This window comes from Microtetraspora malaysiensis (assembly GCF_001528665.1).
GTDB classification, from domain to species: Bacteria; Actinomycetota; Actinomycetes; order Streptosporangiales; family Streptosporangiaceae; genus Microtetraspora_A; species Microtetraspora_A malaysiensis.
Genome location: NZ_BBYJ01000038.1, coordinates 106499 through 131510, shown reverse-complemented (window position 1 = coordinate 131510; position 25012 = coordinate 106499). Strand labels below are relative to the sequence as shown.

Sequence of the window (25012 nt, the reverse complement as noted above, 5' to 3'; positions counted from 1 at the left end):
ATCCAGGCGCGCCCGCCGCTGCTCACGCGCCGTCGAGGCGGTCTGGCCGATGCGGTTCTTCCACTTGTAGAACCACGACTGCGACACCCCCAGCGCCCGGCAGGAGGTGGCATGGTCGATGTCATGGTCGGTCTTCTGGGAGCAGATGAAGGCCGCCACGCTCACCGGCCCATCGCCTCTTTCACCCACAAGACCACGGAGCGCTTGAGAACATCACGCTCGTCTTCCAGCTCAGCGCGTTCCTTCTCCCACGCCGCCTTCTCTCGAGCGTGCTCCTTGACCAGCTCGGCCTTCTCCCGCCGCAGCCGCGCCAGCTCCTCGCTTTCGGACTCCTTCAGCGTCCCGCCTCCGCCGCTGTTACCGCCGGCCTGCCCGTTGGCGTGCCGGTCCATCTGCACCCAGTTGTGCAGCGTGTACTCGTTGATACCAAGGTCCCGCGCGACGTGCGAGACGGGTTTGCCGGTCTCCTTGACGATGCGCACCGCTCCAGCCCGAAACTCCGGATCAAAGCGGCGCCTCGTGGTACCTGCCACGACCAAACCTCTCTCGGTTCGGTCTCCACGCTAAGAGGGGAAGCTCAGGCACCAACGTCAAGCTAGGTGACCCGTCTCGGTGGGGCGCCTGCCAGACGGGCCTGCTCCTGACCGAGGAGTAGCGCTGATCTTCCCAGCGCGACTCGCGCGCCTTGGGGCGTGAACGATATCTGCCTGGGCAACTTTGTCGTCGCCCTCGGGTGATCCAGACGAAGGCGCTCCGTTCGGCTTGTGCTCGCCGGGGCTCATGCTCAGCCTGAGGCGGCCCCGTCCGCCGCGTTGCACCATGGGTACTCCTCGCTGAAGCGAGACCGGTTCACAGGAACGGGGCTTGAAGGCCTTATGTCACCGAGAGGTGGTACCAAAAAGTGGTACCGTCGATCGTATGGCTGAGACACGGCTTCGGCTGCCGGATGAGACGTACGAGCAGATCAAGCGGATCGCCAGCGGCGACGCGCAGAGCGTCAACTCGGCGATGGTGGTGGCCATCGAGGAATACATCGCCCGACGGAGGCGGGAACGCTACCAGGCGATGGGCCGGAAGGTCGCTGAGCGGGACCGGGAGCTGCTTGAGCGGCTCGCTCGATGACGCTTTATCCGACCACCTCGGACCTTCTTGCCTTGGCCGAGGTGGTGCTGCCGGAGGTCCTACTCCGCGATGGTGGCCAACTGCATGCGGCGGTGTTGCGCCCGCAGACATCTGTCTTCGGCGATGACGCCTATCCGGACCTGTGGGAGAAAGCGGCGGCTCTGATGCAGAGCATTCTGATCGGGCACCCGCTGGTGGACGGCAACAAGCGGCTCGCTTGGGCGACGGCCGTCGCCTTTCTGGAGGACAACGGGGAGATCCTGGAGTACCGGGACGTGGACGAAGCCGAAAGGCTCGTCATCGCCGTAGCAATGGGCGAGTTGGAAGACATCCCCGACCTGGCACGGCGACTCCGCAAACTTCGTGAGTGAAGGTCGACGCACGATCGCCATCCGTTGCCTGAAGCGCACCGCTACTGTCAGCGATATCTGTTCAAGGGGTCGAGCAGCTACTGCGGCATTGGCGGCACCGGTGTCAACGCAGGTGACCCTTCGGCGTGGTGCCCGACAGGGCTGACTTCTTCCGAGGAGTAGCCGGGATTGTTGAGACCTCCGGGTGGCTTCACGCCTGTTCGGAGGTCTTCTTCTTTCCCTGAGCGACGAAGGAGCCCATGCCCGGAGTGGTGACGATGAGGCCGTCTTCGCGGAGTTTGGCGGTCACCTTGCGGATGGTCACCCGGGCGACGCCGAACTCACCCTCCATCTGAACCTCTGAGATGAGGTGGTGGGGCGGGTACTCGCCCGACTCGATGCGTGCGCGTACGACCTCGTAGATCTGCACCCACTTGGGCCTGGTCGGGTCGTAGTCGATCACTCGCCAACTGTAGGTAGGCGAGGTCAGATGTTGTGGTTCCGTTCTGGCATGACTATGTGGGCCTGGAATGAGCGATCACAGCCCGGTACGGGAGAACGCCTGAGCTGAGTGCCCATTGGTGCACCACGCTTCCTTGATCGACTGTTCCAGGGTGTCGAGTCCGATGAGCTAAAACTGCACGTCAGCGCCTGGAAGGTGGTCGCCCAGCTACTCCACCCAGGGCATGTCTGACATATAGATCGGTGGGGTGCTCGAGTAAGCATTAGGGTGAGTTCCATGATCGACGCCACGGGATCTGCCGTCCCCGTGCCCTGCGACCACGAGGCGGGGGCGGATCGTGGTGCAGTTGCGTTCGCGTGGCTGTGGATCGCGGGGGCGCTCCTCGCGAGCGTGGCGCTGGCCCTGCTGGCGACACTGCCACCATTGCAGACAAATGCTGATGCCGTCGTTGAGTGGGTCGATGATGGCACGTTCCAGCTCACGTGGGCGGGGGAGTTTCTGTTCTTCGCGACCATCGCGTGGGGAACCGGTGCCGCAGGCGCGTTCAGCGCACGCGGCACCGACGCGCCGCTGCGCCGCACGATCGCGCTCGTCGCTCTCAGCGTCACACTCATCGCATTCGTGATCGTTCTGCTTGCACTGGGCCGTTTGGTCTATCCGGTCGTCGATATGGACCTCACGGCAGACACGATCGTCCTTCTCGCGAGTGTGGTCATCGGCACCGTTCATCTGGCACTGCTCGCCCTCGCGGTTGTTGCGTTCGCTCTACCTGTGCCGATGAGGTCAGCGGGGGCACGTCGAACCGTCATGGCCGTCGGAATCACGCTTGGCATGCTGTTCGTCGTGGGTTCGTACCCGTGGCTGCTACCGATGTGGCTGAATCTCCTGGTTGCCGGCGCGGTCGGCTGCTGGGGTGTGCTCGTCGGCGTCGCAGTATTGGCGCAAGACCGCGGTCACGCCCGAACCTAAGTGCCAGACGTCATTGCTGCCCTGCCCGTGGAGCCCTGGAGTCTGACCGGTCGAGAGGAGCCGGATCAGGGGCGGTCCAGGACGTGTCGCAGTGCACATTCGAGGCTCCCGGGGTCGCTCGCGCCGCGCGACCGCCACGCGATGACCCCGTCCGGCCGTACGAGGACGGCGCCAGCCTCCGTGATGCCGTACGCCGCGAGAAACAGCCCGTCCACGTCGGCCAGGCCGGCGGCGTCTCCGATCACGTGGAGGTCCAGGGCCACGCCGAGCCGGCGTACGGTCTGCTCAACGGCGCCGGTCCAGTGCCGTCCTCCGGCAGACAGGAGGACGAACGCGCTCCCGAACAGGTCGCGCGTCGAGATTGAACTTCCGCCGCGGGCCAGCCGTACATGCGGGGCACGCGACCCGGGACGGCCGGACGGCGTGACCGGGTTCTCGAACAGCGGGGGCCGGTCGCCGTCCTCGGGCACGAAGGCTCCGGATGGGCAGATGTAGCCGAACAGCCCCACCGCCGGATCCAGGATCTCGGTCTCCGTCCCGTCGCGCAGGTGGGGAGACTGACGCTGGATCAGGTTGGCGTATTGCTGCTCGGCCAGCGCGTCGGCGTACGGCCGGCGCTCGGCATCGTGGCTCGCGAGCAGGCCGGGCCCGGCGGTGCCGGACAGGACGGCGGCAAGTTTCCAGGCGAGGTGGTAACCGTCCATCACGGCGGCGTTCCCGCCCTGCCCTCCGGTCGGGGGCATGAGGTGCGCAGCGTCGCCGGTCAGCAGGACCCGCCCGGCCTGGAAGGAGTCCGCGACCCGGGTGACGTGCTCTCCCGAGGACGACCAGGCGATCTCCAGGATCTTCACGTCCAGGTCGGGTACGCCGCAGGCGGTGCGGATGACGTCCACGAGCTGCTCGGCGTCCGGATCGTCACCGGACTCGAACGGGGCGGCCAGGACGTAGCGGCCCGGGTAGTCGGTGGTCACGACCGTCGCCGCCCGGGCGGGCAGCGCCGGATTCTGAATGTAGAAGAGCCCGAACGCCTCGCCTCTCAGCGCCACGTCGAGGTCGGCTTCGAACTGCAGGAACATCGTTCGCGCCGGCCGTGACGACCGGCGCCCGTGGACCGGTATGGCGGCCATATCGCGGATTGCGCCCTTGTGGCCGTCGGCGCCGACCAGGTACCGCGCCGTGATCGTCCGCCGCTTCCCCGTCGCGGTGTCGCGAAGCTCGGCGATCACTGCCTCATCGTCTTGGCGGAACGACACCAGCTCGGTCGAGAACCTGATGTCGGAGCCCAGCTCGGCCGCCTTGTCGGTCAGGATTCGCTCGGCCCGTTCCTGGCTCGCGGCGGCGAACGACGCGGGAGACAGCCGGGAGAAGTCGGGCATCTCGCGCACGAAGTCCTTCAGGACGGGGCCGGTGACGGTCTCCGCGATGACTATGACGCTCCTGTCCCCGCCCGGCGGAGCGGCGTGTGTGAACCGCTCGGCGATCCCGGCGGTGGCCAGGGCCTCCATGGTCGTCGGCATCTGACCCCTGGCCTTGGGTTGGGTGGACAGCCCCGGATGCCGCTCCACGACGACCGACGGCACGCCGTGGACGCCGAGGAACACGGCCGTGGACAGCCCCGCGAGGCCCGCTCCCACGATCAGCACTGGGATCTCGCCTCTCATGCTCGTCTCCTCCGTGCTAATTTTGTTCGAAGGGTAGGAAATTTCGATTCATCGAGATAATTCGAGATAGTACGCGTTGGAGTACGGATGTCAACGGGTCGTCGATCCGAGGTTCTGCGGACGCTAGCCGAGGCGACGCAGGACAACGCCGCGCATGGCGTGATCATGCATCAGGCCATCGCCGCCCACTTCGGTCTCGGGCCCACCGACCTGAAGTGCCTCAACCTGGCCAGACACGAAGAGGAGCTCACGGCGGGACGGTTGGCCGAGCTGACGGGCCTCAGCACTTCGGCCGTGACCGCGCTCCTCGACCGGCTGGAGCGCGGCGGCTTCATCGAGCGGCACAGGGACACGGCCGACCGCCGCAAGGTCCTCGTACGCTCGACCGGTCGGCACGAGGCGGCGCTCGGGGAGATCTTCGGGCGGGTCGCGGCCGCGTTCGCGTCGGTGGCGGACGCATACGACGACGACCAGCTCGAACTGATCACCGGGTTCGTGCTCCGCCTCAACGAGCGGGCCCGCGAGTTCATCCCGACGCTCGTCCAGGACCTTGGCTCCTGAGGCTGCCTGAGGAAGCACCAGGCCAAGCCCTGATCGGGCTGATCGAGAACCCGTACTTCCCCGGCCCGGCGCCAACATGACACGTCATGCCCGCTCATTTGCACCGAGTTCCGGACGCCGCCCTGCCTCTGGTCACGTCCGCGAGTGGCGCGGCCGGACGGTGCGGCGAATGCGGGAAGCTCATGGCTGGACGCGGCCTCAGGACTGTTCGGGGTCCTTCACGTCGCTGTCCTGTCGAGAAAATCGACGACGCGGGTGTTGAGGTCGGCGGCCTCGTGCCATGGCATCGCGTGGTGGGAGAGATCCGGCAGCACCGCGGCCTCCGCGTGGGGCAGGAGACGCGCCACAGCGGATGCGACGCGGCGAGGAATGTGGGCCCTGCTGCGTCCGGCGAGGAGAACCAGGGTCGGCGTCGTGAGTGCGCGCAGCAGTCCGGGCTTGGGCCGCTTCCCGGTCACGACTTTCACATCGGGGAACTCCGCGGCCAGGCCGTACAGCCGCAGCCAGGCAGGGTCGGCTTCCGCGTCGTCGGTCTCCCACGCCAGGAAGGCACGCGCGCGCGAAGCCGTCGGCTGGATGAGGGACGGCAGCGCGCGCAAAAGGTATCCAACCCGGAATCCTCCAAAACACTGCGTCGGATCGAGGAGAACAAGCCGCCGGACCCGCTGGGGCGCGTGGAGGCCGTACGTCAGGGCGATCCATCCGCCGTAGGAGTGCCCGCACACGGCGGCGCTCTCGATCCCGAGCCCGTCGAGCACCCCGTCCAGCCAGTCGAGCAGGTCGGGGATGTTGCGAGGGGGCTGTTCGCCCCGGATGCTCCGTCCCGGCTCGCCGATGCGGTCCACGGCGTACACCCGATGTCGGCGGGCGAGCTCGGCGACGTTGGCGAACCACGTCGCCGCGGTGGTGCCACCGCCGTGTAAGAGGATCAGCGGCGGGCCGTCCGCAGGTCCGCACGCGTTCACCCGCGTCGTGCCGTACGCCGACGGCAGGTCGATCGGTTCGACCTGGACCGGCCAACGCGCCAGAACCGCGTCATAGGCGGCGAGGAAGGCCGCGTTCGCACCGTGACGGTCATCGGGCATGCCTCACCTCGGCAAATAGCTCGCCCATCAATAATCTCGCTGAGCGAGATATTGTCAACGTGGCGGTTGCCGGGACGGAGGCAAGGTGGCGAACGACGTGCACGAACAGGACGCCGGGATGCGAGTGGTGCACCTGCTGCGCGCGATCACCGTGGAACTCGACCGGATCGGGGAGGGATTCGCCGCCCGGCACGCCCTCCATCCGACCGATGTGCGTGCGCTCATCTGCCTCCTGGATGCCGCCCGCACGGGCGCGCCCGCCACCCCGGGAATCCTGGGGGCGCACCTTGGCCTCAACTCCGCGGGCACCACGGCGGTGATCGACCGTCTGGAAAGGCTCGGTCATGTGCGCCGGGAACGCGACACCCAAGACCGTCGGCGCGTGCTGCTGAAAGTGGATGAGAGCGCCGTCGCGCTCGGATGGAGCTTCTTCGGTCCGCTCATCCATGAGATCGTCGCCGTCATGGGACGGTTCGACGCCGCGGATCAGGCGACCGTCGAGCGCTTCCTCGGCGACGTTAACGAGGCGGTCGCCCGGCAACGAACCGGCCGGGGGTAGCGCTCGCGGCGGATACTCGGGCGCGTGGGGCAACGTGCCCAGACGAGTTGACCGCAGGGGACGTCGGCGCGGGTGATCACGAAGAGCTGTGGGCCCCGGGCATCGGAGTGCAGACCCACGCCTCCCGCGGCGAGCACTACCGAACGCGGAGAGTGCGAGCGTCGTGCCACGAGGGTTTTGAGCTGCCCGCCGTGCCGATCGATCGCCACGGCGAGGGGAGAGACGGGGCTTTTCGCGGTCTTCCATGCCGAGAACGATCGTCGCCGGCGCAGCGACACTGGCGCCTCGACGCTCCGGCCGGAGCGTCGAGGCGCCAGGGGAAGCGACCGCACGGCGCGCGTCAGGCGGCGGCGGGGACGGCGGGGGCAGGCTCAGCGGTACGGGAGACCTGACCGATGATCGGGATGAGGGACACGAGCGTCAGGATCGCCCCGACCGGGATGAGGTCCTTGCCCACAAGCGGCATGAGGATGTTGAGCACGTACACGAACGGGACCCAGATCTTGACGTGACGCTGGACGGTGAGCTGCACGATGAGCGCGAGCTGACCGACGTAGAAGAGAATCGGCACCACGTTGTAGACCGCGAAGAGGACGCCGGGGACGGACTGGATCTGGGTGAAGATGGCGTCCATGCCGGCGCGGTCGGTGGCGATGAAGCTGACCGCGATGTCGATGACGAACTGCGCGAGGAGTGCCAGCGATCCGACGTACCCGATCACGGTGCTCACGGTCGACAGGGTGCCCCGTCCCGCCAGACGGCGCATGTGCCAGGAGACAGGGACGAACAGGGCCAGGGCCCCGATGAAGGCGAGGTGGCCGGAAGTCCAGGCGAGGCCGGGACCGCGGACACCGTCCAGTCCGTCCAGAATCCGGATCACTCCGTACGCCAGGACGAGAAGCGGTGCTGCGACGAACGTGATACGGGGGTTCATCAGGGGGCTCCTTCGGATCGGTTGCCTCCAATCCTGGATTTTCCGGGCGTCGGAGTAATCGCCGAGGAGAGCGATCTCGGCGCTCCCCCGTGTGAGGGAGAAGGTCTCCCTCGTGTCGGCGATGTCCCCGGCCGTGTCGAGCCCGGCTGCGGCGCGCTGCTCGGGGGCACCCACCGTGGCCCGTGCCTCGAACGCTGCCGCGACCCTGTCCCATCTGGCACGGCACCGCGGTCATGCGGGCGAATCCGATGAACGCGGAGTCAGCGTTCGAGATCCAGGCGCCATCGGATCTCGCCGTCCTGCCACTGGTCGGTGGGCGTGAGCCCGGCGGTGGTGGCGACGGCGGCGGACGCCTCATGGTCCGGATGGATGTGGGCGATGACGCTTCGCACCGGCTTCCCGACGAGCCAGGCGACGAGCCCCCTGGCCGCCTCACCGGCGATGCCTCGGCGCTGCCAGCGGGTTCCCACTACCCATGCGATCTCCGCGACGAGGCCGTCGGCAGAGGGGGCGATGGTCGCCTGGACGGTTCCCGTCAGGCATTCCCGCTCCTGGAGCAGGATGACCCAGTTGCACCAGGAGACCGCGGGGTCGGGCGAGCCGGCGAGCATGCGCTGGTAGCGGGAGCGCAGCGCGTCCACGCCGACCGGTGACCCGCCGATGAACGTGTGCAGGTCCGGATCGGACAGCACCACGGCCATCTCCTCGGCGTGGTCGACGCGCAGCGGCAGAAGTAGCAGCCGGTCGGTACGGATGGTCTCGGCGGTGATGATGCTCATGCCGCAGCGAACCTCTCGAACCAACGCCGGGGGGAACCGAATGGATCAGCGGGCATGCGGTCACTGTAGACCGGCATGCTCCTTCTTCGCCGTGGCGGGCGCGCCCGGGTCGACGCTCTCGTACGGCTTGATCGGCTTGAGGGACAGTGCGGCGATGAACACCGAGATCAGGAAGGTGTGTCCCGTGACGTCGCCTTACGCTTTCGGGCCGTCAGCCGCTTGTGCTACTCGGTTTCGTTGTCGAGCCGCAGGGCGTCGGCGTTTCGGGCGCACCATTCGGCGAAGGTGCGGGGGCGGCGGCCGAGCAGGCGTCGCACGGTGTCGGTGCGGACTCCGGTCGTGTCCGCGCGCATGATCGCGGCGCCTTCGAGGATCGCGTCGGCAAGGGGCTTCGGCGCGCCGTCGGGGTAGCGCGACCGGACGATCTCTTCAGGGGAGGCCGCCGCGCGGACTTCGATGTCGCGGCCGATGGTGGTGGCGATGATCTCGACCTGTTCGGCGATGGTGAGCGTCTCGTCGCCGGTGAGGATATAGGTCTGCCCGTCATGGCCGTCTTCGGTCAGTACGAGGCGGGCGACGGCGGCGATGTCGGCCGGATCGATCGGCGCGGACCGGCCCGGCCCGATCGCGTCGAGGACGAACCCCTCCTTTCGGACGGACGGCACCCACTCCAGGGCGTTGGTCGTGAAGCCGCCGGGACGCAGGATCGTGGCCGGTATGCCGGACATGTGGAGGAGTTGCTCGCGCTCGTAGTGCCAACGGCCCATGGCGGGCACCGAATCGCCGAAGACCCAGATGGACGACAACAGCACAATGTGGCGCACTCCGGCGGCGCGGGCGGCCGTGATGGCGTTGGCGGCCTGGTCGATGCCGATGCCCGGGGTGAGCAGGAACAGCCGGTCGACGCCGTCGAAAGCGGGGGTAAGCGTCGCGGGTTTGTCCAGGTCGCCGACCACGCGTTCGGCGCGTGCGGGGAGGTCGGCCGCGCGGGTCGGGTCGCGGATGAGGATGCGGAACTCCGCATTCCTCGCGGCTAGCTCCCTGACCAGCTCGCGGCCGATTCTGCCGGTGGCTCCGGTCACCAGTATCATCGAGACCCCTAGTCATTTGCCGTCTAATGATCTGTCGTCACGGAAGGCTAGCCGGTTAATGATTAGCCGTCAATCGACCTGCTGTCCGGAGGTGGCGGTGCCCGAGTTCCTTGACTTGCACGGCAAAACGACGAAGGTGCTGCGTGCGCTGGCCGAGACCGCCATGCGCCGCCACGGCCTGCACCAGGGGCAGGATCGCCTGCTGGCGGTGCTGTGGGAACGCGATGGCAGTACGCCCGGCGAGATCGCCGCCGCGCTGCATGTCACCACGCCTACCGTCGTCAAAATGGCCACTCGGATGAGCGCCGTGGGCCTGCTGACCCGTCGCCGCGACGAGCGCGACAGCAGGCTGGTCCGACTCTGGCTGACCGACGAGGGCCGGGCGCTTCGGGAGCCGGTCGAGGCCGAGCGCCGCAGCCTGGAAGAAGAGGTCACCGCCGACCTGACCGAGGCTGAGCGCCGCCAGCTGATGATCGCGCTGGCCAAGATCTACAAGTCGGGCAGCGACCTGCTGTGACCAGGGTCGCTGCCTGAACATCCCGAGCGCCGCCCCGGGGTCATGCGTGCGGTGCGGGACGGAGTCTGAAGAGTTGGCAGCGCGCTTCCCGGACCGGTCAATCCGGCGCAGTCGAGCCGACGACAGGCCGGGCGACCGGTATGCGAGCTGGCCGGCGTGATCAGTGGCGTCGCAGCGTGAGGCTCGCCTCTTCGCCGGTGACGGTCAACTGGGCTTCGCCCCCGATGGGGAAGGTGGCCAAGGGGTGGGTGTGCCCGATGTCGATGTTGGCGAGTACCGGGATGCCCGCCAGCGGCGGCTGAGTACCGATGATCTGCTCCAGCAGCGAGCGAGTCATGTGGCTCTCCTTCTGGAAGCGTCCGATCGCCAATCCCCGGATGTTGACGGCGTCGGGAAGTTGGAGCAGAGATGTCAGGTCTCGCGCGAAGGTCTCGGGGTGGGATTCGAAATCGTCCTCCACGATCAGGATCGCGTCGTCGAGAGACGGCATGTAAGGGGTGCCTTGCAGCAGGTTGAGCGTGCAGAGATTCCCGCCTACGATCCGCCCTTCGGCTGTGCCGGGGCGGATGGGCCACCATCCTTCGTTCGGGATCGGTTCGCGCTTGTCCTGGTCGAGGAACCAGAGATCATCGCTCCAGGCCGCCGAGGGGGCAAGGGCGACCGGGGCGCTGTCGAACATGACGGCGGTGAACCATCGCAGGGTCTGGTCGAAGTGGTCGCGCATTCCGAATGTCGACCAGTGCGGCCCTGAGTAGGTGACGAGACCGGTTCGGGCCAGGATGGCGTTCTGCAGGGCGGTGATGTCGGAGTAGCCGCACAGGATCTTCGGGTTGTCGCGGATGAGCTCCCAGTCCAGGAAGGGCAGGAGTTCGTTGCAGTTGTAGCCGCCGATAACCGTCAGGATCGCCGATACGGACGGGTCCGCGAAGGCGTCATGGAGGTCGGCGACTCGTGAGGCGACGCTGGAGGAGTCGAGGGGGTCCCGCTCGTCGACGTGACGGCCATAGGACACGTTCAGGCCGAGCTTCGCGAACCGACGTTCGATGATGTCGGTGTGGTCGTGCTCGGTCGCCATCGCGCGGGATCTGGCGGGCGCCACCACTCGTATCGTGTCGCCCTTGCCGAGCTTGGTGGGAAAGATCCTTTCCATTGCGTGAGCATAACGGGGGCTGGGGAGGTGGCCCCGGTCAGTCGGCCGGCTCGGCATGGGCGGAGGAGTGGCGCCATCCCTGTGGTGCGCGGATCGCCTCGAAGCGATAGACCGCACCGAGGGCGAGCCGGGGTTCGGGGCCGACCCGTGGTTCTGCCCTGGTCTGGTGGGGTCATCCCTACCGCGTGTTGGCCTGCTGGCCTGATCACCTCGGCGAAGCCGGACATATAGCTTCATAACGTCACAAACAACCAATGAAGGGCTTCGCTCGTGTCCGGCACCACCTCGTTCCGCCGTATCGTCTCCCGCTCCGCCGTCGTCGCGCTGGCCGGCGCTGCCTGCCTCGCGGTCACCGCCGGGAGCGCCGGAGCGATCATCAACGGCTCCAAGCCCACCGAGTCCTACCCCTTCATGGCGACCATCCCGACCACGGCCCCGCTCATGGGCCTGACGGACGGTAACTGCGGCGCGGCTCTGATCAACTCGCAGTGGGTCGTGACCGCCGCGCACTGCCTCGACATGGAGATCGGCTCGATCCCGAAGGGGACGGTGCGCATCGGCAGTGACAAGCGCAAGTCCGGCGGAACCGTCCGCAAGATCGCGCAGGCGTTCCTGCACCCGGACTACGCCCAGAACTCACCCAACAAGAACGACATCGCGCTGGTCCGCCTGGACCGCCCGGTCAGCATCAAGCCCATCAAGATTGCCGAGCAGGCGGGCAAGCCCGGCACGCCGACCCGGATCCTCGGCTTCGGCATCACCAAGTTCAGCACCAACCCGGCTGAGTGGAAGATGGCCAAGAAGCTGCGCCAGCTCGACACCCGGCGTGGCGCAGTCTCCGAGTGCGGCCCCGGCTTCGCCGATGACACCCGCCTGTGCACCGTCAGCCAGAAGCCCAAGGCCATGGCCTGCAACGGCGACTCCGGCGGCCCCCAGATCCAGCGCGGCCGCAACAACAGGTGGGAGCTGATCGGCGTCACCTCCGGCCCGGGCGCCAAGAGCCCCTCCTGCGAGCAGGGTCCCGGCCTCTACACCAACGTGGCCGCCTACAGTGACTGGATCAACAAGACCATCCGCGCGAACAGCTGAGCGCAGCACAGCCCCCGGCAGCGGCGGCACCGCTCGCCCGACCGCGCCAATAAGGTCCCTCTATGCCCGAACTCCAGCTCCTGCGACCTGACCACGCCTCGGCCCTGCTCGCGTTCGAGATCGAGAACCGTGCGTATTTCGCGGCGTCGGTGCCCGATCGGGGCGACGACTATTTCGCGAATTTCGCGGCGAGGCACGAGGCTCTGCTCGCCGAGCAGGAAGCGGGGCTGATCCTCTTTCACGTGCTGGTCGGAGATGACGGTGAAGTGCTGGGACGAGTGAATCTCGTCGATGTTTCGGACGGAACCGCTGAACTGGGATACCGGATCGCGGAGAAGGTGACCGGTCGCGGCCTGGCGACGACAGGAGTTCGTCAGGTGTGTGATCTGGCGGTCACGACGTACGGTCTGACAGGCCTGCGCGCCGCCGCGGCGCTGGACAACGCGGGGTCGCGGGCGGTCCTGGAGCGTACGGGGTTCGTGCCGACGGGTGAGACCCTGCTGGACGGCCGACCCGGGATCACCTATGTCCTCGACCTGCGTCAGTGCCGCTGACGGCGTTCCGTAAGCCGCTCAAGCACGAGGCGGCCGGGGGCGGAAGCACCTGGCCCCGGCACGCAATGCGATATCGCCCGGAGAAGCGGCCACTACCTGGCCGCTTCTCCTGACAATGTGCTCCCTGAGCAGGGCCAGGCGAGCCGATCCTCGTGATCGTCGTCGGTGGCCGGGGGCCACGCTCCCGCCGTCGCAGCGAGCCGGCTGCTGCGGTCGACATGCCGTGCGGGCCGTCGGACCAGGATCCGTCCGATCGCCCAGACACGGTGAACCGAAAAACAAGGAGCCATCATGTCCGTCAACGCCGTGACCCACCTGAACTTCCGAGGTGACGCCCGCGCGGCACTCACGTTCTACCAGTCCGTGTTCGGCGGGGACGTGGTCATGGTCACCTACAAGGACGCCGGAAACGTCCAGGATCCGTCCGAGGCCGACCATGTGATGTGGGGCCAGGTGGCCGCTGCCGGCGGCTTCCGCGTGATGGCCTACGACGTGCCCTCGCGCATGCCGTGGAACCAGGGAGAGAACGCGTTCTTCGTTTCGGTCCGGGGCGAAGCGGCCGAGGAGGTCACCGCGTACTGGGAGAAGCTCTCCGACGGCGCGACCGTCCTGCATCCGCTGGGACCTGCGCAGTGGGCGCCCCTGTACGGGATGCTGAAGGACCGGTTCGGCGTCACCTGGGTCGTGGACGTCGTCAGCGAGTACCAGGCGTCCTGACGATCAGAACCCGGGCGGCGGGCGTCCGCCGCCCGGGCGACGCTCCGACGACGGCGTTCAACGCCGACCGGTGGCCGGTGCGGCCAGGAGCGTGTTCCGTGGAGCCGCCATCACGCGTTCCGTCATGACGCCGCCGGCTCCCGCCAGACCACCATGCGACTCGAAGGCAAGGACGTAGTAGTGAAGACGCGCGCACTGGGCCGGACCGGAATCCAGGACACCATGATGTCCGGCCAGGCCGGGAACCTCGACCACGACGACACCACGCCGACGGCCGGCCGGCGATCGCGCGGCGGCGTGAGCCGATGAACGTCCTGGACACCCGGGCGCTCAACCGCGCCACGCTCGCCCGCCAGCTGCTGCTCGACCACGCCGACATGCAGGTCCTCGACGCGGTCACGCACCTCTGCGGCCTGCAGGCCCAGGAGCCGCAGGAGCCGTTCGTCGGGCTCTGGTCGCGGCTGGGTGCCTTCGATCCGGCGGACCTCTCGAAGCTGCTGATCGGTCGAAGCGTCGTGCGGACCCACCTCATGCGCCGCACCGTCCACCTGCTGGCCGCCGACGACGTTCTGGCCTGGCGCGCCCGCCACGACGGCATGCTGCGCGGGCGGGTCCTCGGGACCTATCGCCGCGAGCTCGACGGGGTGGACCTCGACGAGCTCGCCGCGGCGGGCCTGGAGGTGATGGGCGACGACGAGCCCCGCTCGATGGGCGAGCTCGCGCGGGCGCTCGCCGAGCGCTGGCCGGGGCCGGGCCCGCGGGCGCTGGGCGAGATGCTGGTCGCCGCCCTCATCCCGATGGTGCAGCTGCCACCCCGCGGGTTGTGGCGCACCAAGGCGGGCGTGCGCAACGTCCCGATCTCCTTCTGGCTGGGCCGCGCGGTCGACCCGCCCGCCCCCGACGGCTCCGACCCGGTCGGCCAGGAACTGGTCCGCCGCTATCTGGCCGCCTACGGCCCCGCGGCCACCGCCGACCTACGCGCCTGGTCCGGCCTCACCGGGCTCCCGGCCGCGGTCGCCGCGATCCGCGACGAACTGATCTCCTTCCGGGACGAACGCGGCCGCGAACTCCTCGATCTCCCCGACGCGCCCCGCCCCGACCCCGACACCCCTGCGCCGGTCCGCTTCCTGCCGGCCTTCGACAACGCGATCCTCGGCTACCACGACCGCACCCGCATCATCGACGACGCCCACCGCGGCCTGTCGGTCGCCGGCGAACGTGTCGTCCTCCTCGACGGCCGGGTCGCCGGGACCTGGACCGTCCAGGCCGGGACCGTGGTCATCACCCCGCTGCGCCGCTTCTCCCACGCCGACCGCGCCGCGGTGACCGAGCAGGGGCGGGCCCTGGCGGCGTTCCTCTCCGACCACGACAGCGACCGCGTACAGATCACCGCCTCTCCCTGCTGAACGCCCCGGCCGCACCCGCGCGATCGACCGCCGCATCGAGGGCCGGCGGAAACGTCAACGACGTCGACGTACAGACGAGTCCGCGGCCCGCGCCGTCAGCCCGGTAGGTCAGTCGCGGCGTCGGCGAAGCGGCGGGCGAGGTACGCGAAGGCGTCTTTGAGTTCGGCCGGCCCGACGACCTGGATGCCGGCGTCGAATCTGCCGATGGTGGCGGCCAGCGCGGGCCATGACCACGCGCCCATGACGAGGCGGCAGCGGTCGGGGCCGAGTTCTTCGACGACTCCGTCGCGGGTGTAGGCGGATACGACGTGGGCGGGAAGATCGAGGACCACCTCGCCACGGCAGGGCCAGTCCCCGGGGCGGTCGGAGCCGTGGAACCTGGCGGTGACGAAGGCGGCCACGTCTCCTCCGGGCAGTTCGCGCGGGGTGAAGCGGGGCCCCGTGGGAGTGCGCGGGGTGATCCGGTCGACGCGGAAGGTGCGCCAGTCGTCCCGGTCGAGATCCCAGGCGACGAGGTACCAGCGTCCGCCCCAGGTGATGAGGTGGTGCGGCTGCACCCGGCGGGGCGGGGGCCCGGCGGGATCGGTGTCGGCTTCCGCCGGGGATACGAGGGTGTAGTCGAAGCGCAGTACTTCGCGGGCGCGGACGGCGGCGCTGACGGCCACGAGAACCTGCGGGTCGGCCTGCGGGTTCGGCCGGGTCCCCGGGCGTTCGACGGCGGTGACCTGGAGGGAGTCGACGCGATGGCGCAGCCGTGCCGGCATGACCTGCCGAACGGTGCTCAGCGCGCGTGTCGCGGCTTCCTCGATTCCCGCGCCGGTGACGGCGGCGGTCTGGAGGGCGACAGCGAGGGCGACGGCCTGGTCGTCGTCGAACAGCAGTGGCGGCAGTTGCGTGCCGGCGCCGAGCCGGTAGCCCCCGTCCGGGCCCTTGGTGGTCACGATCGGGTAGCCGAGCTCTCGCAAGCGGTCGACATCGCGGCGCACGGTGCGCGGGCTGACCTCCAGTCGCCCGGCCAGTTCCTGCCCCGGCCAGTCCCGGCGCGTCTGGAGCAGGGAGAGCAGCGCCAGCAGTCGCGCGGACGTCTTCGGCATAAGCCGCAATGTACCCGGAGAAGCGGCCACATCCTGTCCACTTCTCGGAGGTGAAACCCTCGTGCCGCCAGGTCGGCGATATGTGGGGAAATCCGCGTGCCGGGGCCGATTAAACGGGCGGAAAGGGATACCGCGCGGCTCGTACCATTCCCGCATGGCTGAGATCAGATTGAGCCTCTGGAGGACAACGGGGAGATCCTTGAGTACCACGATGTGGATGTGGCGGAGGACCTGGTCATAGCGCTGGCCAAAGGCGAGCTGGACGACATCCCGACCTGGCCCGCCGCCTGCGTGCGCTCTGACATGGGAGCGGGGCTTGGGGATCAAGCCCCGCCGGGCTCGGCGCGGAAGCGGGTGACGAAGCGGCGTTGCCACGGAGTCTCCACGGCGCTTGGCGCGTAGTGCTCCCGCACGTAGGCGACCGCCTCGCCGCCCGGCACGCCGTCGAGTACGGCGAGGCACGCCAGCGCCGTGCCGGTGCGCCCCCTGCCGCCCAGGCAGGCGATCTCGACGCGCTCGGTCTCGGCCCGCTCCCATGCCTCGCGCAGCGCCTTGGCGGTCTCCGTACGGTCGGACGGCAGCCAGAAGTCCGGCCAGCGCAGCCAGCGGGCCTCCCAGGTCACCTGAGGCGGCTCCTCGCCCAGCAAGTAGAGGGCGAAGTCGGGTGTCGGACCCTCCGGAAGCGGGCGGCTGAGCCCCCGGCCGCGAACGAGTCGCCCCGAGGGAAGCCGTAGTACACCTGCCGCCGCGGGGTCCCATGTAGCGCTCATGGACGGGAGCGTAGTCCGCCCGCTTCCGCCCCGTCCTGACATATCGGCAGATGCGGGGACGTAGATCGGCAGCCGCCGACGCGGTCCTCCGGCGGCCCGCGGGAAAGGTGAAGGCGGCCGAGTGGCCGGGCCGCAGGGAGGAGGTGAGGGCGGCCGATTAGCTGGGCCGGGGGAAAGCCGCTCGCCCGGAAACAAGTGGAATGCGGCAGAATCGGCGTCGTGCAGTTCGGCATCCTTGGGCCGCTACGGGTGCGGACGCCCGAGGGGGAACCGGTCTCCGTCGGCGGGGCCCGGCCGCGCGCGCTTCTGGCGATGCTGCTGCTCGACGCCGGGCGGCCGGTCGGGATCGACCGGCTGATCGACGGCCAGTACGGTGACGACCCGCCCGCGGGCGCGGCCAACGCGATCCAGGCGCACGTCTCCCGGCTCCGGCGCGCCCTGCCGCCCGGCCTGATCGAGTTCCACGGCGGCGGCTACCGGCTCGCCGTCGATCCCGAGGACGTGGACGCCCACCGCTTCGAGCGGCTCGCCCGCGAGGGACGTCGGCTGCTGGCCGCCGGTCACCACGAACACGCGGCGAGGTCGCTCCGGGACGCGCTGGCGCTGTGGCGGGGTCCCGTGCTGGCCGACGTCGGCGACGCCCCCTTCGCGCCACCGCGGACGGCCCGCCTTGAAGAGGCGCGGCTGGAGGCGCGGGAAGATCTCGTCGAGGCCGAGCTGGCCCTTCCCGAGGGCGCCTCGACAGCCGAGCTGCGGGAGCTTGTGGCCGCGTACCCGCTGCGTGAGCGGCTGCGCGGACAGCTCATGCGGGCGCTGCACGCGTCGGGCCAGCAGGCGGCGGCGCTCGCCGTGTACGAGGAGGCCAGGCGGCTGCTCGCCGACGAGCTCGGGGCCGACCCCTCGCCCGAACTGGCCGAGATCCACCTGGCGATCCTGCGGGGAGCCGAGCAGCGCCCGGAGCGGGTGGCGGGCCGCGGGCTGCCCGCGCAGCTCACCAGCTTCGTCGGCCGGGCGGCGGAGCTGGAGCGGCTCGGCGCGCTCCGGGACGCCCGGCTGATTACGCTGACCGGTCCCGGAGGCGCGGGCAAGACCAGGCTGGCGATCGAGACGGCCCGCCGCCGGGGCGGGGACGTCCGCTTCGTCGATCTGTCGCCGCTCGACGGCGGCGGCCAGGTCCCGCAGGCCGTCCTGGGCGCCCTCGGCCTGCGGGAGACGGGGTTGCGGTCGCCGGACGCCGGGCGCCTCGACGCCGCCGACCGGATCGCCGCCGCGCTCGCGGACCGTGAGCTCCTGATCGTCCTGGACAACTGCGAGCACGTGATCGCCGCGGCCGCCGTCCTGGTCCGTCGCCTGCTCGACGACTGCCCGGGGCTCGCCGTCCTGGCCACCAGCCGCGAGCCGCTCGGGCTCACCGGCGAGATGCTCGTTCCGGTGACGCCGTTGGCCGTGGCTCCGCCGGAGGCGGACCTCGACCGCGCCGCGGTCTACCCCGCCGTACGGCTGTTCGCCGACCGGGCCGCCGCCGTACGGCCGGGCTTCACGATGACGCCCGAGGTCGTCGAGATCTGCGCGGCTCTGGAGGGGCTGCCGCTCGCCATCGAGCTGGCGGCGGCGCGGGTCCGCTCGTTCACGGTGGCGGAGATCGCCGCGCGGCTGGGCGAGCACGGCAGGTTCGCGCTGCTGTCGCGCGGCGACCGCACCGCGTCCGAACGCCACCGGACGCTGCACGCGGTGGTGGAGTGGAGCTGGAGCCTGCTCAGCGCCGACGAGCGGGCGATGGCCCGGCGTTTCTCCGTGTTCTCGGGTGGCGCGTCGCTGGAGGCGGTGGAGCGGATCTGTGGGCCCGCCGAGGTGCTGGCCGACCTGGTGGACAAGTCCCTCGTCGAGGCGAGCGGCGGCCGCTATCGGATGCTCGACACGATCCGGCTGTTCTGCGCGGAACGGCTGGCGGAGGCGGGGGAGGAGCGGCGGCTGCGCGACGCCCACGCCGCGTACTTCCTCGACCTGGCGCGGCGCGCCGACCCCTGGCTGCGGCGGGCCGAGCAGCTCGACTGGCTGGCCCGGCTCTCCGCCGAGCACAGCAACTTCGACGCCGCGTTGCGCCATGCCGTACCGGCGGATCCGGAGACGGCGCTGCGGCTGATCGCCGCCCTGTCGGCGTACCGGTGGCTGAGCGGGCGGCGCGGGCAGGCGACGGCGTCCGCCCTCGACCTGCTGGTACGGCTCGGCGGCCCGGCGGCGGAACCACCGCCGGGCCTGGAGGAGGAGTACGTCCTCTGCGTGCTCGCCGCCGTGCCGGACGTGTTGCCCGAGCAGTGGACGCGGGCCGCCGAGATCATGGGGTCGCTCGGGCACGAACTGCGGTATCCGTTCGCGGCGGTCATGTGGGGGATGGTGGCCGGGCCGCCGGAGCCGGGGTCGGTCCGGACGCGGCAGTTCGGCTCCGACCCGTGGGGCCGGGCGGTCGTGCTGCTGGGACAGGGGACGATGAGCCTGCTCGGAGGCGAGGTGGCCGAGGCCGAGCGGCTGCTCGCGGCGAGCCTGGTGGGCTTTCAGGCCGCCGGCGAGCGCTGGGGGATGGCGCAGGGGTTCGAGTGGCTGGGGACGATCACCAGTTGGAGAGGCGACCGGGCGCGAGCCCGGGAGATGTGGGCCGGCGCCCTCGATCTGCACGAGCAGCTCGGCGCGCTGGAGGAGATGGTGGACGTGCTCTGCCGGCGGGCGGGCACCGTGCTTCGCGAGGGTGACGCGGACGGAGCGGCCGCCGACCTGCGGCGGGCCGCCGAGCTGGCCCGCCGGGCGGGCCGCTCCCACCGGCCGGCGCTGGTCGCGCTGGGCTGGGGCGACCTGGCCCGGCTGCACGGCGATCACGCCGAGGCGCGCGCCCGCTACATGGAGGCGCTGGACGGCGTCATTCCCGGCACCTACGTGGGCGACACCACCCGGATATGCACGCTCACCGCGCTGGGATGGCTGGCCCAGGCCGAGGGAGACCTCGCCGAGGCGCGGGTCCGGCACGGCGAGGCGCTCGCTCTCGCGTCCGCGGTTCCGGCGACGGACCTCGCGGACGTCGTGGAGGGGCAGGCCGGACTCGCCCTGATCGAGGGCGCGGCGGAGCGCGCCGCGTTCCTGCTCGGAGCCGGTACGGCGCTGCGCGGCACGGCCGTCACGGGCGACCCCGACGTGGCCGGGATCGCGGCGCGGGCCACGGAGGCGATCGGCGCGGAGGCGTTCGCGGCGGTGTACGCGCGGGGGGCGGCGCTCGACCGCGCCGGGGTGTGGGCGGCTCTCGGCTGACCCGGCCCGCCGTACGCGCGGAGCGCTGACGGCGGCGGTCCAAGGCTGTCAGCCGCGGTTCCGGGCTGTCAGCGGAGTGTCCATGGCCTGTCAGCGCTCCCGGCGACGCTGAACGCATGAACTTCACGAACCGCGTGGCCGGGACGAACGGCCTGACGAACACCCACATCCTGATCTCCGGCGCGAGCATCGCCGGTCCGGCGCTGGCCCACTGGCTCATCCGTTACGGCTTCACCGTGACCGTGGTCGAGAAGGCCCCCGCGCTGCGTCTCGGCGGCCAGGCCGTCGACTTCAAGGGCGAGACCCACCTGACCGTGCTGGAGCGGATGGGCATCCTGGAGGACGTACGGCGGCTGCAGACCGGCGGCACCGACCAGGACATCGTCGACGCGAACGGCCGCAGGCTGACGGTGATTCCCGGCGAGTTCACCGGCGGCGAGCTGGAGATCCGGCGCGGCGAGCTGTCCCGGCTGCTGTACGAAAGGACGGTCGCCGCCGGCTGCGAGTACGTCTTCGGCGACTCCATCACCTCGATCACCGAGACGCCGGGCGGGGCGCACGTGACGTTCGAGCGCGGCGCGCCGCGTACTTTCGACCTGGTCGTGGGCGCGGACGGCATCCACTCCAACGTCCGCCGCCTGGTGTTCGGCCCCGAGCCGGACTACGTCCACTTCCTCGGCTATTACTACGGCCTCGTCGACGTACAGGGGGATTTCGGGGCGAGGGCGACGATGTACAACGAGCCCGGCCGGCTGGTCTCCACCGGCGGTCCCGCGGCGGCCGCCTTCTTCGCCTTCGCCTCGCCGCGCCTGGACTACGACCGCTACGACGCCGAGCAGATGAAGCGGATCCTGCGGGACGCCTACGCCGGGATGGGGTGGCGGACGCCTGAGATCATGGAAGCGGTCCGGCACGCGGACGACGTCTACCTCGACTCGATCAGCCAGGTCCGGATCGACCACTACTCCAAGGGCCGCGTGGTGCTGCTCGGAGACTCCGCGTACGGCAACACGCTGGGCGGCTTCGGCACCGGGCTCGCCATGGTCGGCGCGTACGTGCTGGCCGGCGAGTTGGCCGAGGCGGGCGGAAATCACCAGGTCGCCTTCCGGCGCTACGAGGAGGGGTTCCGCGACTACGCGAAGATCGCCAAGAATGGCAACGCGGGCCGTTTTCTCGCACCGCGCACCCGGCGCGGGATCCGGGCGCGCAACTGGATCTTCAAGGCCGGCTTCCTGTTCTCGCTGATGATGAAGATGACCGACAAATACGCCACCGACATCACGCTCAAGGACTATCGCGCGCTTGTCCGCCGATGACCGCCGGTCAGGCGCCTCGGAACGACGGAGGGCTGTGGAACGGCTGAATATTCGTCAAACGATCTAGACGCGTTGGCGGTGAAATGGCAGCCTTACCCGTTATGCGAATGAAGATCGTTACGATTGGCATTTGTGGTGCCGTGGTGGCGTTGGGGAGTTCCGGGGTGGCAAGTGCGACGGCTCGCGCCGCCGCTCCCGGCTTCCAGTTGCCCTTCCCCTGCAAAGAGACCTGGGTGGGAAGCAGCGGCAGCTACGCGCACACCGGAAACGAGATCGATTTCAACGGCAGAGCGAACGACGGCGACGGCGACCTCGGACGGACCGTCGTGGCCGCGGCGGCCGGCACCGTCGTGATCTCCGCGTACCAGACCGGCAACGGCTACGGGAACCTGATCAAGATCCGGCACTCGGACGGCAGCACGACCCTCTACGCCCACCTGAACAAGCGCATGGTCGCAGCGGGGGCGACCGTGGCCCAGGGGCAGCAGATCGGCGAGGTGGGCAAGAGCTCGGCCAAGTACAAGGTCGCGGCCCACCTGCACTACGAGCAGCGTTCGTCGTCCGGGAAAATCGTCCCGGCCGTCTTCGACGGCGCCACCTTCAAGTACCCCGGCCAGAAGGTGACGTCCAACAACTGCGGCGGCGGCTCCGCCCCCTCCAAGCCGCAGCCGTCCAAGGCCCCCGCCAAGCCACAGCCGACCCCCTCCAAGCCGGCCACCGGCTCGAACCCGTACAGCGCGGAGCAGGTGTGCGGCGCGGGCTACAAGGCGATCGACTCGGCGCCGCTGGCCACGTACGGCCGTGTCGTCCTGATGTACTCCGCGGCGACCGGAAAGAACTGCGTCGTCACCCTGCGCGCCAGCGGCACGGGCAAGGCCAAGGTCAGCGCCTACCTGGAGGTCAAGGGCAAGAGCCGGCAGACCGACTCCGGGAGCTTCCAGTACTACGCCGGACCGGTGAGCGCCGCGGCCGCCCGCACCTGTGTGAAGTGGGGCGGCTCCATCGAGTCCGCCCGGTACGACAGCCCGTTCGGGCACTGCGGCTGACGCCGCCTCCCGGGCGCGCGGCCCCGCGTGCGCCGCGCGCCCGGTTCGGGTCCTACGCCTTCTCGACGGCGGCCTTCAGTTCGGCCAGCCAGCGTTCGTGGTTGGCCCGGAGCTTGCGCTCGCTGTAGAAGAGCGGCAGGAGCGGGCCGGCGAGCGACTCCTCGACCGTGATCCTGGTCCGCCCGCCGTCCAGCGGCTCCAGGACGTGCCGGTCCACCGCCTTGTAGCCGAAGAACACGCCGGTCCAGGTCAGCTCTCGTTCCGGGGCCACGACGGCGAAGCGCGACCGGAGCGCGACGCCGTTGAGCTTCCACCGGAAGGGAGCCCCGGGCCGGACGTCGGAGAGTTCGACGATCTCCAGATTCGAGGCCCAGCGCGGCCAGGTGGCGAGATCGGCCATCACCGCCCACACCCGCTCCACCGGGGCGTCCACGACGATGCCGGACGAGGAGACGAGCTGGGCGTTCGGGTCGACGCGGCCGTGGCGGGCGTATTCGTCGTGCAGGACCGTCAGCGCCGGGCCCGAGTAGAACAGCGTGCTCGCCATGGCGGGCTCCCTTTCGGATCAGTGCTTCGTTGTGAGAGCAATGCTCTCTCAATTGCCCGATCTCGTCAAGAGCAGTGCTCTCTATTTGCTCCGCCGCTCTCGATTTGGCCGTCGTCACCGGGACGGGGCGGGGACGCGGTCGTCCCAGGTGATCCGGTGGTCGTACATCCAGGCCAGTGCGTTCTTCTTGTCCACCTGCCGCATGATCGTCGGAAGGACGAGGTCGCGGAGGAGCGCGGCGAACGCTCCGGGCGCCTTGCCGTCCCCGCTGCGCTTGCCGTGGGCCACGATGCGCTCGACCCGCTCCCGCCGCAGTCCCTCGAAGGCGGCGAACGCGGCGGGGAGCTCGGGGACGTCGCGCAGGCACTTGGCCAGCACCACCGCGTCCTCGATCGCCATGGAGGCGCCCTGACCGGACGACGGCGAGGTCGCGTGCGCGGCGTCGCCGACGATCACCATGCGGTCGTTGAACCACTTCGGCACGGTCGGGAAGTCGTAGGTGTTCCAGCCGCTGATGATGTGCTCGGTGGCGTCGATGATGTCGAGCATCGGCCCGGCGTCGCCGGAGAGCAGCGACTTCAGCCGGGCCCGCCACTGCGCCGGGGTGATCGCGGCGAGCTCCTCCCGGGTCGGCTCCTCGCGGCTCGGCGGGTTGGCGAACCACCACACCTCTCCGTCGGGGTGGATCAGGTAGCCGAAGAAGCACTTCTTCCCGAAGACGAAGTAGTACGTTCCCGGCTCGCCGGGCACCGTGACGCCGCGCGCGAAGCCGCCCGTGTTCAGCAGCCCGACGTGCCGGGCGCGCGGAGCGCCGGGATCGATGATCGCGCGGGTGCGCGATCGCAGGCCGTCGGCGCCGATCAGCAGATCGCCCTCGGCGGTGCTCCCGTCGGAGAAGACGGCGCGCACGCCGTCCTGAGTGATCTGCGCGTCGACGAGCCGCTTGCCGTAGTGGATGCGCACGTCGCGCCGTAAGGCCTCGTCGCGCAGCGCCTGGTAGAGGTCGGCGCGCCTGACCGTGCGGCCGGGCTGCCGGACGGCGGCCAGCTCCTTGCCGCGGCCGTTGCTCATCCGCATCCGCGGTGAGTCCATGCCGAGGTCGCAGACGAGGTCGCGCAGGTCGAGGACGCGGAGGGCCTCCAGCCCGTTGACCGCGAGGGTGAGGAAGGCGCCGACGCCGTCGGAGCCGTGGTCGTACGCCTCGAAGACGTCGCTGTCGATGCCCGCCCGCCGTAGGGCCATGGCCGTGACCGGGCCCGCGATGCCGCCGCCGATGATGAGTGCGTTAGTCATAATTTGAATATACATACCATGACTAAGAGGCGCCAGGCCGATACGATGTCCGGCATGTCGACGAGGCGGTCTCCCCTGGCCATGGCGCTGCTCTCCCTGGTCTGTGAAGAGCCGATGCACGCCTACCGCATGCAGCAGATGATCAAAGATCGGCACAAGGACGACGTGGTCAACGTCGCGCAGCGCAACAGCGTCTACCAGACCATCGACCGGCTGCTCCGGGCCGGACTCATCGCGGTACGGGAGACCTCGCGGGAGGAGAACCGCCCGGAGCGCACGGTCTACGAGCCCACGGAGGCGGGACGGGAGACCCTGCGCGAGTGGATGCGGACCATGCTCTCCACCCCCGCCAGGGAGTTCCCCGAGTTCCCCGCCGCGCTCGCCTTCCTGCCCGTCCTCACGCCCGACGAGGTCGAGGCCGCGCTGCGGGAGCGTGTCACCGCCCTTGAGCGACGGCTCGCCGCGGCGGACGCCGAGATGGAGGAGGTCGGGAAGTTCCTGAAGCGGGTCTTCCTCGTGGAGACCGAATACCAGCGCTGCGTGCTCACGGCCGAGCTGGAGTACATACGCGGCCTCACCGACGATCTGCGCGCGGGCCGGATCGACTGGGATTTCCGCCTCTGATCCAGCCGGTCGGCGGCG

At 69.7% G+C, this 25012-nt stretch carries 27 protein-coding genes; 15 read left to right on the top strand and 12 right to left on the bottom strand.

The window, feature by feature from the left end:
* Window positions 1–161 precede the first annotated feature (161 nt).
* Window positions 162–533, bottom strand: a complete 372-nt coding sequence (locus tag AWQ71_RS36670; RefSeq protein WP_067136881.1) for a transposase — start codon at window positions 531–533, stop codon at window positions 162–164.
* 385 nt (window positions 534–918) lie between these two features.
* Here AWQ71_RS36670 and AWQ71_RS36665 point away from each other — a divergent pair, with 385 nt between their 5' ends.
* Both AWQ71_RS36665 and AWQ71_RS36660 read left to right on the top strand, forming a co-directional pair.
* Window positions 919–1122, top strand: a complete 204-nt coding sequence (locus tag AWQ71_RS36665; protein ID WP_067142920.1) for a hypothetical protein — start codon at window positions 919–921, stop codon at window positions 1120–1122.
* Window positions 1119–1493, top strand: coding sequence for a type II toxin-antitoxin system death-on-curing family toxin (locus tag AWQ71_RS36660; protein WP_067142917.1), 375 nt, complete (start codon window positions 1119–1121; stop codon window positions 1491–1493). Before AWQ71_RS36665 ends, AWQ71_RS36660 begins: the two co-directional genes overlap by 4 nt.
* A 190-nt stretch (window positions 1494–1683) precedes the next feature.
* On the opposite strand, the gene AWQ71_RS36655 is transcribed toward AWQ71_RS36660, so the two are convergent.
* A complete protein-coding gene (locus AWQ71_RS36655; RefSeq protein ID WP_067142914.1) occupies window positions 1684–1935 on the bottom strand; it encodes a GntR family transcriptional regulator in 252 nt (83 codons plus the stop codon).
* 276 nt (window positions 1936–2211) lie between these two features.
* Between AWQ71_RS36655 and AWQ71_RS36650 the strand changes: the two genes are divergently transcribed.
* Window positions 2212–2904 (top strand): hypothetical protein, encoded by a 693-nt coding sequence (locus AWQ71_RS36650; protein ID WP_067142911.1) that lies wholly within the window; start codon window positions 2212–2214, stop codon window positions 2902–2904.
* Between the two features lie 65 nt (window positions 2905–2969).
* Here AWQ71_RS36650 and AWQ71_RS36645 read toward each other — a convergent pair whose 3' ends face one another.
* Entirely contained in the window at window positions 2970–4565 is a 1596-nt protein-coding gene (locus tag AWQ71_RS36645; RefSeq protein ID WP_067142908.1) for an FAD-dependent monooxygenase, read from the bottom strand.
* A 165-nt stretch (window positions 4566–4730) separates the two neighbouring features.
* Between AWQ71_RS36645 and AWQ71_RS36640 the strand changes: the two genes are divergently transcribed.
* On the top strand, window positions 4731–5126 hold the full coding sequence (locus AWQ71_RS36640; RefSeq protein WP_169806717.1) for a MarR family winged helix-turn-helix transcriptional regulator: 396 nt from the start codon (window positions 4731–4733) through the stop codon (window positions 5124–5126).
* A gap of 218 nt (window positions 5127–5344) precedes the next feature.
* Here the strand turns inward: AWQ71_RS36640 and AWQ71_RS36635 are convergent, their stop codons facing one another.
* Complete coding sequence (locus AWQ71_RS36635; RefSeq protein WP_067142902.1) at window positions 5345–6211, bottom strand: alpha/beta fold hydrolase; 867 nt, start codon at window positions 6209–6211, stop codon at window positions 5345–5347.
* 85 nt (window positions 6212–6296) lie between these two features.
* Between AWQ71_RS36635 and AWQ71_RS36630 the strand changes: the two genes are divergently transcribed.
* Window positions 6297–6770 (top strand): MarR family winged helix-turn-helix transcriptional regulator, encoded by a 474-nt coding sequence (locus tag AWQ71_RS36630; RefSeq protein ID WP_218002108.1) that lies wholly within the window; start codon window positions 6297–6299, stop codon window positions 6768–6770.
* 340 nt (window positions 6771–7110) lie between these two features.
* Here AWQ71_RS36630 and AWQ71_RS36625 read toward each other — a convergent pair whose 3' ends face one another.
* The 3 genes from AWQ71_RS36625 to AWQ71_RS36615 all read right to left on the bottom strand — a co-directional run bounded on the left by AWQ71_RS36625 (window position 7111) and on the right by AWQ71_RS36615 (window position 9574).
* Entirely contained in the window at window positions 7111–7704 is a 594-nt protein-coding gene (locus AWQ71_RS36625) for a hypothetical protein (RefSeq protein WP_067142900.1), read from the bottom strand.
* A gap of 260 nt (window positions 7705–7964) precedes the next feature.
* Window positions 7965–8483, bottom strand: coding sequence for a GNAT family N-acetyltransferase (locus tag AWQ71_RS36620; RefSeq protein ID WP_067142897.1), 519 nt, complete (start codon window positions 8481–8483; stop codon window positions 7965–7967).
* 224 nt (window positions 8484–8707) lie between these two features.
* Complete coding sequence (locus tag AWQ71_RS36615; protein ID WP_067142895.1) at window positions 8708–9574, bottom strand: NAD(P)H-binding protein; 867 nt, start codon at window positions 9572–9574, stop codon at window positions 8708–8710.
* Between the two features lie 97 nt (window positions 9575–9671).
* Here AWQ71_RS36615 and AWQ71_RS36610 point away from each other — a divergent pair, with 97 nt between their 5' ends.
* Entirely contained in the window at window positions 9672–10091 is a 420-nt protein-coding gene (locus tag AWQ71_RS36610; RefSeq protein WP_067142978.1) for a MarR family winged helix-turn-helix transcriptional regulator, read from the top strand.
* Window positions 10092–10251: 160 nt separating this feature from the next.
* Here AWQ71_RS36610 and AWQ71_RS36605 read toward each other — a convergent pair whose 3' ends face one another.
* The gene (locus tag AWQ71_RS36605) at window positions 10252–11190 is read right to left on the bottom strand and encodes a S66 family peptidase (RefSeq protein ID WP_218002107.1); all 939 of its coding nucleotides are present in this window, start codon (window positions 11188–11190) and stop codon (window positions 10252–10254) included.
* Window positions 11191–11511: 321 nt separating this feature from the next.
* Here AWQ71_RS36605 and AWQ71_RS36600 point away from each other — a divergent pair, with 321 nt between their 5' ends.
* The 5 genes from AWQ71_RS36600 to AWQ71_RS36585 all read left to right on the top strand — a co-directional run bounded on the left by AWQ71_RS36600 (window position 11512) and on the right by AWQ71_RS36585 (window position 15007).
* Window positions 11512–12330, top strand: a complete 819-nt coding sequence (locus AWQ71_RS36600; protein WP_067142889.1) for a S1 family peptidase — start codon at window positions 11512–11514, stop codon at window positions 12328–12330.
* 62 nt (window positions 12331–12392) lie between these two features.
* Window positions 12393–12884, top strand: a complete 492-nt coding sequence (locus AWQ71_RS36595; RefSeq protein WP_067142886.1) for a GNAT family N-acetyltransferase — start codon at window positions 12393–12395, stop codon at window positions 12882–12884.
* Between the two features lie 291 nt (window positions 12885–13175).
* Window positions 13176–13601 (top strand): VOC family protein, encoded by a 426-nt coding sequence (locus AWQ71_RS36590; protein WP_067142884.1) that lies wholly within the window; start codon window positions 13176–13178, stop codon window positions 13599–13601.
* Between the two features lie 180 nt (window positions 13602–13781).
* Window positions 13782–13910: a hypothetical protein gene (locus AWQ71_RS44535; protein ID WP_281196503.1), complete on the top strand. Its 129-nt coding sequence runs from the start codon at window positions 13782–13784 to the stop codon at window positions 13908–13910.
* Window positions 13907–15007, top strand: a complete 1101-nt coding sequence (locus AWQ71_RS36585; protein ID WP_067142881.1) for a winged helix DNA-binding domain-containing protein — start codon at window positions 13907–13909, stop codon at window positions 15005–15007. Before AWQ71_RS44535 ends, AWQ71_RS36585 begins: the two co-directional genes overlap by 4 nt.
* Window positions 15008–15102: 95 nt before the next feature.
* On the opposite strand, the gene AWQ71_RS36580 is transcribed toward AWQ71_RS36585, so the two are convergent.
* Complete coding sequence (locus AWQ71_RS36580; protein ID WP_174550785.1) at window positions 15103–16101, bottom strand: helix-turn-helix transcriptional regulator; 999 nt, start codon at window positions 16099–16101, stop codon at window positions 15103–15105.
* A gap of 323 nt (window positions 16102–16424) precedes the next feature.
* On the bottom strand, window positions 16425–16871 hold the full coding sequence (locus AWQ71_RS36575; protein WP_067142873.1) for a protein-tyrosine phosphatase family protein: 447 nt from the start codon (window positions 16869–16871) through the stop codon (window positions 16425–16427).
* Between the two features lie 219 nt (window positions 16872–17090).
* On the opposite strand from AWQ71_RS36575, the gene AWQ71_RS36570 reads away from it, so the two are divergent.
* From AWQ71_RS36570 to AWQ71_RS36560, 3 genes are all read left to right on the top strand, one after another.
* On the top strand, window positions 17091–20168 hold the full coding sequence (locus AWQ71_RS36570) for an AfsR/SARP family transcriptional regulator (RefSeq protein ID WP_067142975.1): 3078 nt from the start codon (window positions 17091–17093) through the stop codon (window positions 20166–20168).
* Between the two features lie 116 nt (window positions 20169–20284).
* Entirely contained in the window at window positions 20285–21484 is a 1200-nt protein-coding gene (locus AWQ71_RS36565) for an FAD-dependent monooxygenase (protein WP_245658876.1), read from the top strand.
* 164 nt (window positions 21485–21648) lie between these two features.
* Complete coding sequence (locus AWQ71_RS36560; protein ID WP_245658874.1) at window positions 21649–22530, top strand: M23 family metallopeptidase; 882 nt, start codon at window positions 21649–21651, stop codon at window positions 22528–22530.
* 52 nt (window positions 22531–22582) lie between these two features.
* On the opposite strand, the gene AWQ71_RS36555 is transcribed toward AWQ71_RS36560, so the two are convergent.
* Together AWQ71_RS36555 and AWQ71_RS36550 are read right to left on the bottom strand one after the other, a co-directional pair.
* On the bottom strand, window positions 22583–23077 hold the full coding sequence (locus AWQ71_RS36555; RefSeq protein ID WP_067142867.1) for an SRPBCC family protein: 495 nt from the start codon (window positions 23075–23077) through the stop codon (window positions 22583–22585).
* A gap of 114 nt (window positions 23078–23191) precedes the next feature.
* A complete protein-coding gene (locus tag AWQ71_RS36550; RefSeq protein WP_067142864.1) occupies window positions 23192–24370 on the bottom strand; it encodes an FAD-dependent monooxygenase in 1179 nt (392 codons plus the stop codon).
* A gap of 54 nt (window positions 24371–24424) precedes the next feature.
* Here AWQ71_RS36550 and AWQ71_RS36545 point away from each other — a divergent pair, with 54 nt between their 5' ends.
* Entirely contained in the window at window positions 24425–24994 is a 570-nt protein-coding gene (locus AWQ71_RS36545) for a PadR family transcriptional regulator (RefSeq protein ID WP_245658872.1), read from the top strand.
* Window positions 24995–25012: the final 18 nt, after the last annotated feature.

Bases quoted from the DNA above. Each gene is read 5' to 3' on its own strand.
- AWQ71_RS36665 (WP_067142920.1), top strand. From the start codon at position 919: ATGGCTGAGACACGGCTTCGGCTGCCGGATGAGACGTACGAGCAGATC.
- AWQ71_RS36660 (WP_067142917.1), top strand. From the start codon at position 1,119: ATGACGCTTTATCCGACCACCTCGGACCTTCTTGCCTTGGCCGAGGTG.
- AWQ71_RS36650 (WP_067142911.1), top strand. From the start codon at position 2,212: ATGATCGACGCCACGGGATCTGCCGTCCCCGTGCCCTGCGACCACGAG.
- AWQ71_RS36645 (WP_067142908.1), bottom strand. From the start codon at position 4,565: ATGAGAGGCGAGATCCCAGTGCTGATCGTGGGAGCGGGCCTCGCGGGG.
- AWQ71_RS36640 (WP_169806717.1), top strand. From the start codon at position 4,731: ATGCATCAGGCCATCGCCGCCCACTTCGGTCTCGGGCCCACCGACCTG.
- AWQ71_RS36635 (WP_067142902.1), bottom strand. From the start codon at position 6,211: ATGCCCGATGACCGTCACGGTGCGAACGCGGCCTTCCTCGCCGCCTAT.
- AWQ71_RS36625 (WP_067142900.1), bottom strand. From the start codon at position 7,704: ATGAACCCCCGTATCACGTTCGTCGCAGCACCGCTTCTCGTCCTGGCG.
- AWQ71_RS36620 (WP_067142897.1), bottom strand. From the start codon at position 8,483: ATGAGCATCATCACCGCCGAGACCATCCGTACCGACCGGCTGCTACTT.
- AWQ71_RS36615 (WP_067142895.1), bottom strand. From the start codon at position 9,574: ATGATACTGGTGACCGGAGCCACCGGCAGAATCGGCCGCGAGCTGGTC.
- AWQ71_RS36595 (WP_067142886.1), top strand. From the start codon at position 12,393: ATGCCCGAACTCCAGCTCCTGCGACCTGACCACGCCTCGGCCCTGCTC.
- AWQ71_RS36590 (WP_067142884.1), top strand. From the start codon at position 13,176: ATGTCCGTCAACGCCGTGACCCACCTGAACTTCCGAGGTGACGCCCGC.
- AWQ71_RS36585 (WP_067142881.1), top strand. From the start codon at position 13,907: ATGAACGTCCTGGACACCCGGGCGCTCAACCGCGCCACGCTCGCCCGC.
- AWQ71_RS36580 (WP_174550785.1), bottom strand. From the start codon at position 16,101: ATGCCGAAGACGTCCGCGCGACTGCTGGCGCTGCTCTCCCTGCTCCAG.
- AWQ71_RS36575 (WP_067142873.1), bottom strand. From the start codon at position 16,871: ATGAGCGCTACATGGGACCCCGCGGCGGCAGGTGTACTACGGCTTCCC.
- AWQ71_RS36565 (WP_245658876.1), top strand. From the start codon at position 20,285: ATGAACTTCACGAACCGCGTGGCCGGGACGAACGGCCTGACGAACACC.
- AWQ71_RS36555 (WP_067142867.1), bottom strand. From the start codon at position 23,077: ATGGCGAGCACGCTGTTCTACTCGGGCCCGGCGCTGACGGTCCTGCAC.
- AWQ71_RS36550 (WP_067142864.1), bottom strand. From the start codon at position 24,370: ATGACTAACGCACTCATCATCGGCGGCGGCATCGCGGGCCCGGTCACG.
- AWQ71_RS36545 (WP_245658872.1), top strand. From the start codon at position 24,425: ATGTCGACGAGGCGGTCTCCCCTGGCCATGGCGCTGCTCTCCCTGGTC.